This is a genomic window from Duganella sp. GW821-FHT01E12 (genome assembly GCF_059422325.1).
Genome location: NZ_JBWKWR010000015.1, coordinates 47,530 through 62,090, shown reverse-complemented (window position 1 = coordinate 62,090; position 14,561 = coordinate 47,530). Strand labels below are relative to the sequence as shown.

The window sequence follows — 14,561 nt, the reverse complement described above, 5'->3', positions numbered from 1 at the left end:
AGCCTGTCCAGGGTTGACGCTGCAGGTGGCCGTCATGCGGCTTCCTGCAACGAGATAAATTCAAACTTGCCGTTGGCGCCGCGCGGGATGGCCGCCACCCGCTTGACGCTGACCGCCACGTCCGGCACCCGCAGCAGGAAGTTGTCGACCAGCTGCGCCTCGTCGGCCGCGCCGAAGCCGGCCGCCGCCACCACGTTCAGCTCGAAGCGGGCCTGGCCGCGATACACGATCTGCCCTTCCACCACCTGGTCCGCGCCCTTGAACACGTGGTCCAGGCGGCCGATCTGGCGGCCGTCCGGCAGCGTGATCACGCGTTCCCTGCGGCCGCCGATCGCCTTCACCACCGGGAACACCCGGCCGCAGGCGCACGGGCCCTCGCCCATCTCGACCAGGTCGCCCGTGCGGTAGCGCACTAGCGACGTGGCCCGGTTGTTCAGGCTGGTGCCCACCAGCTCGGCGCGGCCGTCGCCCTGGTCCAGCAGCCCGACCATGCTGTAGTCGGTCAGCAGGTGGTAGTTGCCGTGCTCGCAGTTGGCGATCGCGGCGACCCGCTCGGCCTGGCCGTACCAGTCGAACACCTTGACGCCGAACACCGCCTCGACCTGGACGCGCACGTCCGGGTCCATGGTTTCGGACGAGGTCATGATGCCGCGCAGCGCCGTGCCGCCGTAGGTCCGCCCGGCCGCGTGCAACCAGGCGGCGATGGCGGCGATGGAGGAAGGATACGCGTGGATGATGACCGGATCATAACGGCGCAACTCCTCGACATAGGCGGCGATGGTGGCGCCGGCCAGATGGTAGGACGACATCATCAGCATCTTGCCGGGCCAGTCGTAGCACCAGTAGCGGCCGTCGGCCGGGCGGGCGTCGCACACCACGTCGCCGCGGATCCAGGCGCGCCGCTGGCCCGGCTCGAATCCCATCCAGCGCAGGTGGCGGTGGATGAAGGCTTCCTCGCGCACCACGCAGGCCAGGTCCTGCACCACGGTCAGCGGCTGGCCGGAGCTGCCGCTGGTTTTGATCTTGTTGCGCAACAGCGTGCCCCAGCCGCGCGGGCGCTGATAGCGCTGCGGGGCGGCGCGCAGGTCGGCCTTGGCCATCGTGGCGGCGTCGCCGGCCAGCAGCGGCACGGCGTTGGGCGCGGCCGGCACGGGCAGGCCCAACAGGCGGCAACGGGCCGCCACGTAGTCCGCCAGCGCCGCCGTCGAGCGTTCGTTGCGCGCCAGCTCGGGATACAGCAGGGTCCGCGCCGCGACGCCGCGCACGGCGTCGCGCAGCAGGGAGCGCAGCGAAAATTTTAACGAGTATTTCCACATGTTGTACAGGCTCTGGGAGCGCACGCCGGTCGGCACGCGGTGTTGGGAAAGGCTAGCAACTGGCAAGCCGGCGGGGCTGACGTCGGGCATTATATAGCAGTTTCGATATCCTTTCGGCAATTCCCCTACCGTGCGCGGCGGCCGCACTCATTTCCCCGCCTCCACAATGGCCCGGTATTGTTGCGCCACCTGCTCGGACAACACGGCGTAGCTGCGCGCCGCGCGCAGGTAGGCGGGGCCGCGCGCGGCGCGGGCGCGGGCCGCCGCCGGGTCGGCGAAGATGGCCACCAGCGCCTGCGCCATCGAGGCGGCGTCGCTGGCGGTGAGCCAGCCGGCGTCGCTGGCGGACAGGACGTGCGCCTGGTCCGGGATGTCGTTGCCCACCGCGGGCAGGCCCAGCGCCAGATACTCCAGCAGCTTGGTCGGCGAGCTGACGTCGTACAGCATATTGCGCGGCACGTAGGAGACTGCGGCGTCCGCGCCCAGCAACAGCTGCCAGGCCTGGCTGGACGGCAGCCAGCCGGTGATGCGCACCGCGTCCTCCAGCCCCTGCTGGCGGACGTAGGCCATCAGCTGCTCGGTGTCGCCGGCATTGGCCGCCGCGCCCACCAGCAGCAGGCAGGCGTCGGGGACCTGGCGGCGCGCCAGCAGCAACGCGTCGACCACGGTGTGCAGCTGGCGTTCCTTGTCCAGGCTGCCCAGATAGCCCAGCATGGGCCGCCCCTCCCAGCCGGCCGGGCGCGCGCCGGCGCCGATGCCGGCGCCGAACAGCTCCATGTCCACCCCCATCGGCACCGCGCTCAGCCTGGCGGCGGGCAGGCCCTGCCCCACCATGTAGGCGGCCATCGCCTCGCTCTGCACGAAGATGTGGCGGGCGCCGGGCAGCACCAGCCGGTACAGCACGGCTTTTTCGGCCAGCCCCTTCCACAGCACCAGATAGGCGCGCAGGCTGGGCTTGCGCGCCAGGTTGGCGCGGGCGCGCTCGATGCGCCCTTCGCTCATCAGGAACGAGACCCAGTAGCAGAACGGCAGGCCCTTGAGGCGCGCCACCAGCATCGCCAGCAGGCCGATCGAGACCATGTCGCGCGCCTGGATCAGATCGCAGTTGCGGCGGTTGGCGGCCAGCAGCGCGCGCAGGCACAGCCAGAAGAAGCGGGCCTCGCGCAGCAGCCGGCTGGCGTGCCAGGCCGGGCGCCGCAGCGAGGCGTAGCCCTGGCCGTCGGCGGCGGCCGGCGACGGCATGCCCACCATGTGGCACTGGACGCCGGCGCGCGGCAGGTATTTTCCAAACAAGACTGCGACATCGGCACGATGGGTCGGCAGCGCCTCGGGTACCAGCTGCAAAATGGTGAGGGGCATGGGTGACTGAATATTTGATGGATCGACAATAAAAAAGGGCGACTGGATAGTATCACAGTCGCCCTTCAAACTATTATCACGAAAACAATTACATCGCCGTCATCCTCAATTCGGGATGGTGATCGACTGGCCGTTGACCAGCACGGTGCGGCCGGTCGCAGTCGGGGTGATGGTCACCACCGGACGCTTGCAGCCGACGTCCAGCAAGACCAGGAACTCGGTGTTGTTCATCGGCGCGTTCTTGATGAAGGCCGCATGCACCTCGGTCACCTTCGGACGCGATGGATAGCCGGACAGCCAGGGGACCAGCTTGGTGTCGCCGGTCAGCGAGGTCAGGCAGACCGAGTTGAGGCCGTTGACGATCTTGGCCTTGCCGACGCCGTCGTCCAGGATGGGCACGATGGTGTGCATATTCCACTCGAAGGTGTGCAGGTCGGGCGAGCTGACCTTGTCCTGCACGATGAAGGCGTTGTTGGTGCGCAGGTACCAGACCTTGCGCACGGCCGACGAGATCAGCGGGCCGTACGACACGGTGGCGTCGCCCTCGACGTAGTCGCTGCTGGCGTCGCTCTTGTAGCTGGTGATCTTGCCGTTGCGGGTCAGGTTTTCGCGGCCGGAAATGAGCTGGCCGATGCCGCCGTCATAGGTCACGGCGTTGTGGGCGCGCGTGGTGCGGTACCACGCCACCACCATCGGCGAGTAGTAGTAGTCCTGGTAGCCGGCCTCGCCCAGCAGGCGCACGCCACCGCTGTCGAGCACCAGCGCGTTCTGGTCGCCATGCGCGTGGTTGTACGAACCATACGGGCTGGACTTGAAGTACAGCGAGGTGCGCTTGGGGTTGGAGATATCGCTGTGCATCGAGGCCCAGCCTATACTCGGGAACAAGCCCCCGTTCGGCGGCGTCACCGGCGTGACGGCCGACGCCGGCAACGGATATTCGGCGGCCAGCAGCTGGATCGAGTCTTCGTTGCCCGACACCACGCGCGAATACCAGGCGGTTTCCGGCGTCGCGGTGCGGGTGGCGAACGACTTCAGGGAGATGTAGTCGAACGGATCCTCATGGGCGTCGCCGAACACCAGGCCCGGCGCGCCGGGCGGGATGAACTGGATCAGCATCTTGGCGAAACCGATCGACCATGGTTTCTGGAACAGGTCGACGCCGGTCGCTTCCTTGAACGGACCCCACAGCTGCACCGAGTAGGCCGCCTGGTAGGTCGCGTAGGCCGAGCCGGGGAAGTAGCCGCCCTCCGCGCCGCTCCAGATAAACACGGAATTGACGTAGGCGCGCACGGCGAAGTCGAACCACTTGTCGGCGGCCGGCATGTCGCCCACCGTCAGCGCGGCGATCAGCGCCAGATAGCCGTACGCCGTGGCGCCGTGCGAATCGAAGGGCTGCTCGTCGAGGCGGCCGTCATAGCCGGACAGGTCGTTGTAGATCGCCTCGGTGCGGGCGACGATGATGTTGGTCCAGGCGGCGCGGCGGGTCGCGTCGATATTGGCCCACAACATGTCCATCGTGCGCACCAGCGAGACGTCGATGCCGCGCGTGATCTGGTCCTGGTTGACATAGCTGGTGGCCCCGTTCGGGTCCAGCGCCGCGATCTGGTCGCCGCGCAGCAGCGCCTCGGCCAGATACTTGGGATCGCCCTTCAGGCGGTACAGCAGGGCCGCGCCCTCCATCTGGCGCAGCACCGGGTTGATCCGGGTGCCCAGCTTGGCGATCACCAGCGCGGCGTCGGTGGAGCTCAGGCCCACCAGGCTGATCGACTGCTCGGTCACGATGGGCACGGCGGTGATGTTGGCGTTGACCTCGTTGGTCAGCGCGGTCAGCGCGGCGCCGCGCGCGGAGATCATGGCCAGCGGCCAGCTGGCGTACGGCAGGAAGTTCTTCGACAACATGCGCGAGCGTCCATGGGCCAGGATGCGGGTGCGCAGGTCGGCGCTTTCCGGCACCTCAAAGGTCTTGGCGGTGGTCGGGATGTTGAAGGTGCGCGGGGTCGACCAGTCGATCACGCTGAGGTTGGGACGCACGCGCCAGCTGTAGCTGCCGGGGGCCATGGCCTTGCTGGGCAAATAGAAGTTGCGCGGCGCGGTGTAGCTGGCGACCAGGGTGGCGCCGGACCAGATTTCCAGGGTATAGCCGGGCGGCTTGGGGTAGACCGGATAACGCGGCCAGGTGAACGCCGGCGGGTTTTGCGGCTGGGGCATCAGATTGGTCGGCGCCGGCTGCATCGTATAGGGGTCGACGGCTGCCTTAGCTACCCATTCGACGACCGGTGCCGTTGCCGCCTGAGCTTGCCCGAGGGCGATTGCCGTCCCCATGAGCAGACCACAAACAAGACTTGATTTAAGAAAAGCCATGAGATTCCTCCGAGGGGAAGCGTTGACAGCACAAACATTAGCTACAGGCGGGCACGTGCACATCTGGCGGTGGGACTCGCTTGCATCGAAAAAGTTGCTTACAAGAACCAAAATTGCGCTTGAGAAATGAAAATATACACTAAAGCGGGCTGCTCGTGTTTATTCAGAAGCAACTTCCCGCAAAATTAGTGGGCATGGGGGTGTTTCGTGCGTTAAATCTTATTTTAGCGCATCCAATCTTGATTCCTAGCTGTATTTGTTTCCGTTTTGTTGCTTCCACGCCCAAGCCAGGCAATTCGGGCCGCACGCCAGGAATCGGCGGCGCGCCGGCGATAGTAATGCGATAATGTTATCTTTTTCGAGGTATTCCATGCTTTACGTCCTCCTCTCCAAGCCTGACAGCTATCGCGACATCACCAAACATCTGGAAGCCGGCGGCGCGCGGCTGCTGCTGGTGGGGTCGGACAAGCCGGGCCCGGCCATTCCAGGCAAGCTGGCCATCCTGGCCGGTATGTTGTCGCCGGCCCTGCTGCGGGCCCGCAAGACCTGGACCGCCAGCGACCGCGTGCTGGTGGTCGGGTGGCAGGCCCTGCCCGTCCTGGCCATGATACGGCTGGGACTATTGCCGCGTCCAGCCAAATTGCTGGTGATGGCCTGTTTCATCCACGGCCGCCGCGCGCGCCAGGTGATCAACCGCGCCTGGCGCCTGCTGAAGTTTCCCGGGCTGGGCTTCGTCACCTTCTCGCCCAGCGAAACGCGCAACCTGATCGAGGAGGTCGGCATGGCGCCGGCCGACGTCCACTTCCACCTGTGGCGCCAGGAACTGGACGGCAAGCCGGCCGCCGGCGCCATCGGCGACGACGGCTACATCTTCAGCGGCGGCTTCTCCAACCGCGACTACGACCTGCTGCTCAACGCCAGCCGCGAGCTGGCGGCGCCGGTGGTGCTGGTGGCCGCCGAGCACAACACCATCAACGCCGGCCTCAATCCGCGCGCCACCATCCACCGCAACCTGCCGGAGGCCCAGTTCGAGCAGCTGCTGGCGCGCAGCAAGGTGGTGGCGATGCCGCTGCGCAGCCAGGGCGAGGCCTGCGGCCAGAGCGTGCTGCTGCGCGTGCTGCGCAACGGCAAGCCGCTGATCGCCACCCGCCACGAGGCGATCGAGGCCTACTTGGGCAGCGACTACCAGGGCTTCGTGGCGCCGGACGACGCCGGCGCCATGCGCGAGCGCCTGCAGCGGGCGCTGGGCGACGACCAGTTCCGCGCCCAGCTGTCGGCCCAGATCGCGCAGGCGGCCCGCCAGCTGGACGGCCAGCACCGGCCGGGCCAGGAAATCGAACAGTTCCTGCTAGCTTGACGCGACCGGCTGGCCGGCTGCGCGCCGGCCGGCGTCCACCCGCTCCAGCAGGGCGGCCGAGCGGGTCTGGTCGAATTTGCGGGCGAAGAACTTGCCCGAGGCGGCCAGCCGCGGCAGGTCGCGCAACTCCAGCACCGCCGGGTTTTCGCGCGCCACGTCCCAGTCGATGTAGTGCAGCGACACCTTGTTTTCATTGCTGCCGGCCGGCTGCTGCAGGAACTCCTGGTAGCCGGCGCAGTGCGCCGCCAGCGGCGAGTTGAGCAGGATGGTCTGGAAAAAAATCTCGTCGGCGCCGGTCACCGAGCGGAAGAAGCGCAGCAGCGGCCGGTTGCGCGGCTGGCGCACGAACGCCAGCAGATAGTCCACCGCCGCCGCGCTCAGGCACCACGAGGTCGAGCCGCGGTAGGCCGTGTAGCCGGCCGGGAAGCGGCGCCTGGGCAGCAGGCGGTTGGCGCCGCGCACCAGCATGATGGCCAGCCGGCGCAGCGCCCCGGAGCGGATGCGCGCGTAGACGTCGCGGAAGGCATGGATTTCAATCAGGTGCGAGAAATCGGTGCCGGGCGCGAGCCGGTAGAAATTGATGTAGTTGCGCTGCGGGTCCTGCGCCAGCTGCGCCCGCAGTTCGGCGTTGCTGCGCAGCGGGTAGTCGCGTCCGCTGAGGAAGATGTAGTGGTCGTGGCCGTCCCGCGCTGCCGCCTCCAGCAGCTTGAGCATCGCCGCCACCTGCGAGTAGCCGCCCCAGTTGACCTCGATGGGCGGCTCGACAAAGCGCACCGGCAGCGCGCCGGCGGCGGCGCGGAACGGCTGGGCGTCCTGCTTGCCGTCGATGTGGGCATACAGGGTGGCGCCGTCGTGCTGCAGGGCGGCGGCCAATCGTCCGAACAATTGGGGTTGATCGTGAGCCAGGATCAGGTAGGCTATCTTCATCGTCTCGAAACTTTCTGCGTCAGGGCTGGTGGCTGTGTAGGTCAGCGCAAATCATATTCCAGTTCCTCGACGAAGCGGCGCTCGACTGCGGTGCGCGCATGCTCGCCCATGTTGTCGCGCTGGCGGGCGGCGGCCGCCGCCAGCGCCGGGTAGCGCGCGCGCAGCTGCAGCACGCCATCGTACAGCGCCTCGGCGCTCCAGCCGGTCACCACCGCGCTCTCGCCCACGTAGTCGGTGTGCGTGACCAGGTCGTTGCACAGCACCGGCAGGCCGGCCGCCATGTATTCGAAGATTTTTTGCGGCGGGCTGGCCGAATAGAATTTATTGCCGGCCAACAGGGACACGCCGGCCTGCATGCGGCCGTACATGCGCACCACCTCGCCGTACGGCATCGGCGGGTAGACGCGGATCGCCTGCGCCAGCTCGGGCGCCTCGGCCAGGGCCTGCTCCAGTTGCGCGTCCTCGCAGCCGACCAGGTGGAAGGTGGCCGCCACGCCGTCGGCCACCAGGCGGCGGGCGCAGGCCACGATCAGGTCCAGCCCCCTGCCCTGGCCGCCGGAGCCGGGATAGACGATGTTGAGCCGGCCGTCGGCGGACGCGGCCGGATGGCAGTCGCGGTACAGCGCCAGGTCCACCCCCATCGGGATCAGCGACACGCGCGGCACGCGCCCCTGGTAGAGCGCGGCCAGCTGGCGCGAGATCGCCATCACCGAGGTGACGCGCGCCAGGCCGCGCAGGAAGGTGGCCAGCTTGAGCGAGGCGACCGCGCGGAACGGCCGCTGCCGTTCCGGGCCGTAGGTCTGCTCGAAATGGGTGGGCGCGTACGCCACCACCGGGCAGCGCGGCCGGAAGAAGCCGAAGGTGGTCACGGCCGGCAGGCCGATCACGTAGATGAAGTCGTAGTCGCGCCGCTTCCACAACAGCGTCCACGCGGCCTGCAGCGAGAACAGCAGCGGATTGACGTGCGGGATCCGGTAGGTGCGGCGGCTGCCCTCGGCCCCGGTGGTGGGCGAGGTCAGCACGGTCGACACCGCATAGTGGCGGCGCAGGAAGTCGAAGCGCGCCATCTGGTCGGGGAAGCGCGCCAGTTCCCGCTCCGGCAGGTAGACCACCGCCAGGCATTGCTTTTTTTTCGACTCAGAACTCAAGCGTCAATCTCCAGTCGGGTTGACGGCTGAGCTTGTCGGTGATCATCGCCAGCCAGCGCGATTTCTTCTTGAAGTCCCACGACGAGGCGTAGTGGTGGATGCCGACCGTCTCCGGCACGATGTCGGAAAACAGCAGCTGGCCGGCGTTGAGCGGGTTGTTGTCATCGAAGGGATTGAACGGGTAAAAGCTCGGCGGCGCCAGGATGTTGAGCGGGCGGTCGCCGGCCACGTCGTCGACCGCGCGCTTGAGCACGCGCGGCGCGGTGGCGAACTTGCGGATCGGGATCAGGTTCTCGAGGATCAGCTGGCGCGCGCGCTGCATGATGGGGTCGTGCTGGACGGCGGCGATGAAGCCGGCACCCATCAGCCCTTCGCTTTCCCAGGCCGAGCAGAAACGGTCGTCGGTCAGGATGGTCGACAGCGGCTTGATCAGCTCGATGTCGGTGTCCAGGTAGACGCCGCCGTGGCGGTACAGGATGTCGAAGCGCACCCAGTCCGAGATGAAGGCCCAGTTGCGCTGGCGCGCGGCCTGGCGGCAGTATTCGTTGTCGATGTCGGAGTTCGACTCGTTCCACAGGATGATCTCGTACTCGGGGCTGTACTGCTTCCACGAGGCGATGCAGCGCTGCGCCATGACCGGCAGCGGATTGCCGCCGAACCAGCAATAATGGATTTTCTTCGGTATCATTTAACGGCTTCCTTCTCTTTCAATACCAGCGTAACCTTCACCACCACCACCAGCGTCACATGCAGCAGGAACGCGCCGATGGCGCCGGTGATGCCAAAGAAATGGCTGAGCACCAGCAGCTCGCCGATGTACAAAATATTCGCGCACACCGTCACCACCGAGGTCTGCTTGCGCTTGCCCAGCGCCCAGTAGAACGCGTGGGTGGTGATGAAGGAGCCGCCGATGACGGCGGTCAGCATCATGATGAACAGCTCCAGCCCGTAGTGGTCCAGCCCGCGGTAGATGACGGGCACCCACAGCGGCCGGCAGACAAAGGCCGACAGGCCGATGAAGCTCGACACCGGCAACAGGATCAGGATGGTCTTGCGCCACAGGGCGAACGCGCCGGCGCGGTCGCCGACGTTGAGCTTGTGCGAGAACTCCGGTATCGAGTTGGTGTACACCGGGCTGGTCGCCATCGAGATGATGGCGTACAGGCGCTTGAGGATGTTGTAGATGCCCAGCGCCTCGGGGCTGAGCGCCACGCCCACCAGCACCTTGTCGATGTAGGCCACCGGCAGGTCGGCCACGGCCAGCATGGTACTCCATTTGCCGGTGCTGAGGATGGCGCGCGGGTCCACCTGTGCGGCCTCGCTGCCGGGGTCGTCGTTCGGCTGGCGGTGGATGATCAGCGCCAGCAGCGCCAGGCGGCAGAACTCCGGCACCGCGTAGCACACGATCACCGACGACGGCGTCGGGCTCCACCGGGCCGCGGCCAGCAGCATCAGCAGGCGCAGCACGTTGGCGCACAGGCCGGCCATCAGCAGCACCTGGTATTTGTTGGTGAGCCGGTAGAACGCCACCAGCGATCCGAGCGAAGGCAGCAGCGTCGACACCACGATCAGCACCACGTCGAGCACGCCGAAGCCGTGGATCTGCGGGATGTGGAACACCGGCAGCAGCATCACCAGCACGGTGGCCAGCGCGGCCGCCATGCCGCCCAGCTCGAACAGCACGCTGCGCCGCACCTGGCGCTTGAGCGTGGTCACCGACGAGCTCTTGCCCGGCAGTTCGACCAGCAGGCCCTGCCAGTACTGCACGGTGGCCAGCGTGAAGGCGATCATCGCCACCGACTGCATGAAGACGAAGCTGCCGTAGTACTCGATGCCCATGATGCGCAGGGTGATCGGTATCGCGAAGAAGCTGATCGCCGTGCCCGAGACATTGAGCAGGAACGACATCACGCTATTTTTGAGCAAATTACCCTTGTTACCTGATTTCACACAGCCTCACCAGGTCAGCGTCGAGGCGGGCACGCCCGGCGACGGATGCTGCGCCGGCGCCGCGGGGCGCGGAACCCGGCGGCCGAAGCGGCACTGGTGCACCACGCAGCCGACGCAGAACAGGAACAGCAGCTGGGCCGGGGTCTCGTCGAGCAGCGAGCGGTTGTAGATCACCGTCGAGCTCAGCAGCACGAGGGTGGCGACGCAGGCTTCCACCATCGCCTGTTCATGGGGCGTGCCCTCGCCGTGCACCAGATAGCGCCAGCCCGACCAGATCGGGAACAGCAGCACGCCGCCGAAGGCCAGCGCGCCCAGCACGCCCACGTCCCACAGCAGCAAGGACAAGGCGGTCGAGGCGATCGCCAGCGGCCGGTAGCGCTTGGCGATCATGCCGCGGCCGGTGGTCTGGCTGACCGCGACGGCGCCGGGGCCGTAGCCTATCATCCGGTGCACCATGTCGACGGTGGGGTCGCGGTACCAGATATGCAGCGAGGCGAAGCGGCCCACCTCGCCCGTGTCGTAATGCACCTCGTAGGGGTCGAAGAAGTAGTTGCTGGCGTGCTGGGCCTTTTCGCCCACCGTGTTGCCGCTGATGGCGCCCTCGCCCCAGTACATGGCCTTGTAGGCGGTGAAGGTGCCGACCATGAACAGCACCATGACGGCGCCGTAGACGATCACCGTGCCGAGGTTGCGGAAGAAGCGTTCGCGCAGCACCAGCAGCAGCCCCACCGGCACCCAGATCATGACGGCCTTGACTTCGCCCAGCAGCATATTGGCCACGGCCACCACCACCAGCAGCGCCAGCAGCCACGAGCGCATCAAGCCGCGGCTCCACAGCGCCACCGCGTACAGCAGCGCGGCGATGCAGAACATGGCCATGACCGCGCTCATGCCGGGGCCGAAGGTGCCCACCACCGCGTCCCAGCCGATCCCGCCCATGCCGAACAGGTGCTGGTAGGCGACCAGCGGCAGCTGCGCCACCATGATGAACAGCACCAGCTTCCACAGGAAGCGCAGGCGGCCCTCGGTCAGGCGGGCGTTGGCCAGCAACAGCAGCACGCCGAACATCGGCAGGCCCAGGCGGATCGCCGAGATCAGCTGCGGCGTGGTGGCGCTGGTGGTGGCCAGGCCGAAGAAGAAGAACATCAGGTAGATGCCGGTGGCGATCATCACGGTGGCCGCGCCGGTCCAGCCGGAGACCTCGGTGCGGTCGCTCAGCTTGGTGAGGAACATTTCCAGCAGCACCCGCAGCAGGAACAGAAAGGCCAGGCCGCTGCCGACCCAGGCGATGGCGTTGATGTGCAACAGCGTGCTGACCATGCCCTGTATCATGAAGATGAACACGAACAGCAGCGGCAGCAGCGTGCGCGCGCTGATGAACCAGACCAGCGGGATCACCATCAGCACGCCGGCCACGACCGCGGTCAGGCGCAGGCCGCCCAGCGCCGCCACCAGGCCGAGAAAGACCGCGAAGAAGATCACCGCGATGCCGGCCAGGCCCAGCTTCCACCAGGCCGGGCCGGAACGCCCGCGTTTGCTGTAATTGCCCTGCGGCGGCAGCCCGGCCGCCGTTTTTTTCTTAAAGAATTTCATTCTTGCCTTCGTCTCAAACCGGCTCGGTTCAAATCGGGTTGTGAGGGGGAAGTCCGGCGCGGCGCGCCGGCACTACCGCGCTCAGCGGGCGCGGCCGCTGAAGTGGTCGCGCAGCTTGGGCGGGATCGCGGCCAGCATCTCGCCGACGAAGCGCTCTTGCAGGCGGTAGGAGGCGGCGCTGTCGCCGCCGATGCTCGACACCCGGATCAGGGTGGCGTCGGGGATTTCCATCTCCAGCGCGTAGGCCAGCCTGGCCTTTTTCAACTCCCACGAGTTGCGCACCGCCCGGTCGCCCACCACCACCCAGTAGGTGATCGGCTCGACCCGGTTGTTCAGGCTGGCCACCAGGCGGGTGGCGGGAATCTCGCCGGCCGCCGCGTTGAGCGTGCCGAAGCTGACCGGCGACACATTGAAGCCCTGGGCGCCGTAGCAGCCTTCCGGATAATGCACCGCCAGGTTGTCGCGCTGGTCGGTGCCGTAGGCGATCGCCAGCATGATGCGCTCGCCGTCCGGGTTGACGTAGGTGCGCGACAAGGTTTGCGCGTAGATGCGCTTGATCTCGGCGTCGACCTGGGGATTGATCACGGCCGACACCTGGTTCACGTCCTCGGCCCACTGGCCGAAGCGGGTGGGGATGGCGTCGGCCAGCACGATTTTTTCGTGCAGGTCGGCCAGGCGCACGGTCGGCTTGACCGCCTGCGCGGTCCAGGCCGTGGCCACCATGGCGGCGCACAGCACCCAGCCTGTCACTAGGGAAGTTTTCATGGGGTCGCCTTTACAACGGATGCGCGCTTGCCTTCGTGCCGGCGCACCAGCCACTGCAGGAAGGTGTCCAGGCTGAGGATCAGCACCAGGGCGCTGACGAACAGCACCATGCCGGCGAAGCCGTGCAGGAAGCCCTGCCCGGCGGCGTCGCCGAAATAATAGGTGATCAGCGTGAGCGTCATGACCCGCGTCACGTTCGCGGTAAACGAGATCGGGATGATCAGGATGGCCAGCGTGATGTTGCGGAACGCCGAGGTGTGCTGCACCACGTTCAGGTAGAACAGGCCCAGCGACTCGAGCGCCAGCAGGGTCTGCAGGCCGGCGCAGGCGTCGGCCACCAGCAGCTGGTACTGGCCGATCTGCAGGATCACGCCGCTGCGGGCGATCGGGTAGCCGGCCCAGAACAGCAGGTGCTCGGTGGTGTAGGACACCGCCATCTTCATCGGCATGGTCAGCATGGTCACCAGCGTGCCCGGCAGCGGCACCATGAACAGCATGAAGAAGAACGCGAACCACACGGTGCGCAGCGCGCGCAGGCCGAACTTGATGACGATCAGCGAGGCCATGGTGCCGATGAAGCCCAGCATCTCGGCCGACAGCACCTCCTGCGAGCGGCCGACGATGTAGAACAGCATGCTGACGACGAACAGCACCCAGCCGAAGGCCACGCCGGTGGGCGCGCCGGGCAGCGCGCGGATCTCGGGCGCGCGGCGGTAGATCAGCCAGGCCGACAGCATCAGGATGATGGGGCCGTGCGCCTGGTCTTCATGCATCCAGACGTCGCTGAAGTTGATCAGCGTCGGCACGAACAGCAGCAGGCAGCCCAGCACGATGGGCAGCCAGTCCAGCGCCAGCCGGCGCGGCGGCAGCGCTGAACTGATGCGGTCGGCGGAGGGCATGGGCATCATCAGAAATCAACCAGGACCGAGCCGACCACTTCGGCGCCGCTGTGCGCCATCTGCTCCTGCATCGCGTGGATGTCGCGCACATTGGTGTGGTTCTTGCGCGCCACCAGCAGCACGCCGCCGGTGCGGGCGGCCACGGCCAGCGCGTCCGAGCCGACCGAGAACGCCGGCGCGTCGTACAGCACGACGTCGAAGTTGGTCTGCAGCTGGATGCTGAGGTCGCCGAACGAGGAACGGCTGAGCATTTCCTGCGGGTTGGGCGGCAGCGTGCCGGCGCCCAGCACCGACAGCGCGACAAACGAGTCGATCTTGGTGATGGCGTCGGTGCCGGCGCGGCCGGCCAGCATGTCGGACAAGCCCTGGCGCGTCTGCAGGTCGAAGATCTGCTGCTGGCGCGGGGTGCGCAGGTTGGCGTCGACCAGCAGGGTTTTTTCGCCCAGCTGCGAGAACACGATGGCCAGGTTGGCCAGGAACAGGCTGGCGCCGTCGCCCGGGTTGATGCCGACCACGGCCAGCGATTTGCGGCCGCGCGCGAACCAGCGCAGCATCAGCTGGCTGCGCACGGCGCGCAGTTTTTCCACCTGCTGGCTGAACGGCTGGTAGGCCGCCACCAGCTCGGTCGGGAACTTGGCCTCGCCCTGCAGCAGGTAGGGATAGTCGAACTGGCGCGCCAGCACTTGCTGGATGTCGGCCTCGGTGATCAGGCCCAGGCGCTGGGCCGCCTCGCCGAAGCGCATGCCCAGTTCTTTTTGCATGCGCAGCACGCGTTCGGCGTTCTCCGGCGTGATCTTGCCCGAGGCCAGCAGCAGGCCGCCGATGCTGGAGTCGCGGCCCGGCTGCACGCTGGACGGAATGATAGGGGTGGCTTGCTGGTTCATCT

General features: G+C 67.1%; 12 protein-coding genes. 1 reads left to right on the top strand and 11 read right to left on the bottom strand.

All coding sequences use genetic code 11. The features are described from left to right. Positions 1–32: 32 nt before the first annotated feature. From AC07WS_RS27980 to AC07WS_RS27970, 3 genes are all read right to left on the bottom strand, one after another. A complete protein-coding gene (locus AC07WS_RS27980; RefSeq protein ID WP_494732216.1) occupies positions 33–1,406 on the bottom strand; it encodes a phenylacetate--CoA ligase family protein in 1,374 nt (457 codons plus the stop codon). Positions 1,407–1,463: 57 nt separating this feature from the next. Further along, positions 1,464–2,675: a glycosyltransferase gene (locus AC07WS_RS27975; protein WP_494732215.1), complete on the bottom strand. Its 1,212-nt coding sequence runs from the start codon at positions 2,673–2,675 to the stop codon at positions 1,464–1,466. A 105-nt stretch (positions 2,676–2,780) separates the two neighbouring features. Beyond that, positions 2,781–4,883, bottom strand: coding sequence for a heparinase II/III domain-containing protein (locus AC07WS_RS27970; protein ID WP_494732214.1), 2,103 nt, complete (start codon positions 4,881–4,883; stop codon positions 2,781–2,783). Between the two features lie 523 nt (positions 4,884–5,406). On the opposite strand from AC07WS_RS27970, the gene AC07WS_RS27965 reads away from it, so the two are divergent. Then, on the top strand, positions 5,407–6,393 hold the full coding sequence (locus AC07WS_RS27965; protein WP_494732213.1) for a glycosyltransferase: 987 nt from the start codon (positions 5,407–5,409) through the stop codon (positions 6,391–6,393). Here AC07WS_RS27965 and AC07WS_RS27960 read toward each other — a convergent pair. From AC07WS_RS27960 to epsG, 8 genes are all read right to left on the bottom strand, one after another. After that, the gene (locus tag AC07WS_RS27960; protein WP_494732212.1) at positions 6,385–7,320 is read right to left on the bottom strand and encodes a beta-1,6-N-acetylglucosaminyltransferase; all 936 of its coding nucleotides are present in this window, start codon (positions 7,318–7,320) and stop codon (positions 6,385–6,387) included. The two genes, AC07WS_RS27965 and AC07WS_RS27960, sit on opposite strands and share 9 nt — an antisense overlap. Positions 7,321–7,361: 41 nt before the next feature. Then, on the bottom strand, positions 7,362–8,468 hold the full coding sequence (locus AC07WS_RS27955; RefSeq protein ID WP_494732211.1) for a glycosyltransferase: 1,107 nt from the start codon (positions 8,466–8,468) through the stop codon (positions 7,362–7,364). Next, a complete protein-coding gene (locus AC07WS_RS27950) occupies positions 8,458–9,156 on the bottom strand; it encodes a glycosyltransferase family 32 protein (protein WP_494732210.1) in 699 nt (232 codons plus the stop codon). The genes AC07WS_RS27955 and AC07WS_RS27950 overlap by 11 nt, the downstream gene beginning before the upstream one ends. Then, positions 9,153–10,418, bottom strand: a complete 1,266-nt coding sequence (locus AC07WS_RS27945) for a lipopolysaccharide biosynthesis protein (protein ID WP_494732209.1) — start codon at positions 10,416–10,418, stop codon at positions 9,153–9,155. The genes AC07WS_RS27950 and AC07WS_RS27945 overlap by 4 nt, the downstream gene beginning before the upstream one ends. A gap of 6 nt (positions 10,419–10,424) precedes the next feature. Beyond that, entirely contained in the window at positions 10,425–12,011 is a 1,587-nt protein-coding gene (locus tag AC07WS_RS27940) for a hypothetical protein (protein ID WP_494732208.1), read from the bottom strand. Between the two features lie 81 nt (positions 12,012–12,092). Continuing rightward, complete coding sequence (gene epsI / locus AC07WS_RS27935; RefSeq protein WP_494732207.1) at positions 12,093–12,776, bottom strand: exosortase-associated protein EpsI, B-type; 684 nt, start codon at positions 12,774–12,776, stop codon at positions 12,093–12,095. Beyond that, on the bottom strand, positions 12,773–13,684 hold the full coding sequence (gene xrtB, locus AC07WS_RS27930) for an exosortase B (RefSeq protein WP_494732206.1): 912 nt from the start codon (positions 13,682–13,684) through the stop codon (positions 12,773–12,775). Before xrtB ends, epsI begins: the two co-directional genes overlap by 4 nt. After that, a complete protein-coding gene (gene epsG / locus AC07WS_RS27925; protein ID WP_494732284.1) occupies positions 13,684–14,559 on the bottom strand; it encodes a chain length determinant protein tyrosine kinase EpsG in 876 nt (291 codons plus the stop codon). Before epsG ends, xrtB begins: the two co-directional genes overlap by 1 nt. Positions 14,560–14,561 lie beyond the last annotated feature (2 nt).

Bases quoted from the DNA above. Each gene is read 5' to 3' on its own strand.
- AC07WS_RS27980 (WP_494732216.1), bottom strand. From the start codon at position 1,406: ATGCCCGACGTCAGCCCCGCCGGCTTGCCAGTTGCTAGCCTTTCCCAA.
- AC07WS_RS27975 (WP_494732215.1), bottom strand. From the start codon at position 2,675: ATGCCCCTCACCATTTTGCAGCTGGTACCCGAGGCGCTGCCGACCCAT.
- AC07WS_RS27970 (WP_494732214.1), bottom strand. From the start codon at position 4,883: ATGCCCCAGCCGCAAAACCCGCCGGCGTTCACCTGGCCGCGTTATCCG.
- AC07WS_RS27965 (WP_494732213.1), top strand. From the start codon at position 5,407: ATGCTTTACGTCCTCCTCTCCAAGCCTGACAGCTATCGCGACATCACC.
- AC07WS_RS27960 (WP_494732212.1), bottom strand. From the start codon at position 7,320: ATGAAGATAGCCTACCTGATCCTGGCTCACGATCAACCCCAATTGTTC.
- AC07WS_RS27950 (WP_494732210.1), bottom strand. From the start codon at position 9,156: ATGATACCGAAGAAAATCCATTATTGCTGGTTCGGCGGCAATCCGCTG.
- AC07WS_RS27940 (WP_494732208.1), bottom strand. From the start codon at position 12,011: ATGAAATTCTTTAAGAAAAAAACGGCGGCCGGGCTGCCGCCGCAGGGC.
- epsI (WP_494732207.1), bottom strand. From the start codon at position 12,776: ATGAAAACTTCCCTAGTGACAGGCTGGGTGCTGTGCGCCGCCATGGTG.
- xrtB (WP_494732206.1), bottom strand. From the start codon at position 13,684: ATGATGCCCATGCCCTCCGCCGACCGCATCAGTTCAGCGCTGCCGCCG.
- epsG (WP_494732284.1), bottom strand. From the start codon at position 14,559: ATGAACCAGCAAGCCACCCCTATCATTCCGTCCAGCGTGCAGCCGGGC.